The sequence below is a fragment of the Parapedobacter brassicae genome (genome assembly GCF_051400755.1).
In the GTDB taxonomy this organism is placed as follows: Bacteria; Bacteroidota; Bacteroidia; order Sphingobacteriales; family Sphingobacteriaceae; genus Parapedobacter.
On sequence record NZ_JBLFFL010000041.1, the window covers coordinates 1 to 504 of the forward strand.

Annotated in this window: 2 protein-coding genes; one reads left to right on the forward strand and one right to left on the reverse strand. The window is 53.6% G+C overall.

Annotated elements, in window-relative coordinates; translation table 11 throughout:
* Positions 1-14: 14 nt before the first annotated feature.
* Positions 15-134 (forward strand): hypothetical protein, encoded by a 120-nt coding sequence (locus ACMGDE_RS20030; RefSeq protein WP_436834614.1) that lies wholly within the window; start codon positions 15-17, stop codon positions 132-134.
* Between the two features lie 29 nt (positions 135-163).
* On the opposite strand, the gene ACMGDE_RS20035 is transcribed toward ACMGDE_RS20030, so the two are convergent.
* On the reverse strand, positions 164-504 hold a 341-nt coding region (locus ACMGDE_RS20035), incomplete at its 5' end, for a helix-turn-helix domain-containing protein (RefSeq protein WP_436834613.1).

Consider the following 504-nt stretch of genomic DNA (forward strand, 5'->3'; position numbering starts at 1 on the left):
ATAACGACCCTTTGATGTATAATCCCTATAGCATTGACGTAGAACAGGGAAAGGAATTGAGTTTGTTATCGGGGTTCGAGTTCGATCACGAAAAGTACATATATCAGATTGACTGTTTTCAACGATTAAGTTAAACCCGGCCCTTGGGCCGGGCTTTTTTGGTTTACAGGGCTGCGATACTATTGGGCTTTGCCGCCTTGATGAACGCATCGATGGTGGTGAAGACATGGGCGCGGGTGTCGCCGTCCAGCCCTTGCACCTCTTTCAGCCGCTTGAGCGTCTCGTTGTCGATGTGCTCGTACTCGCCGTCCTTTACGAGGTAGTCGAGCGTGACGCCGAGGGCGTCGGCGATCTTTGCGGTCACGTCTATCGATGGGATGTTCTCGCACCTTTCGTACTTGCCGATGATATCACCCGAGGTGCCGACCTTCCCTACCAGATGCCGGGCACGACGGCCTACACCTATGACGGGAACGGGAACCTGCTGACGCGGAAGAACACGAA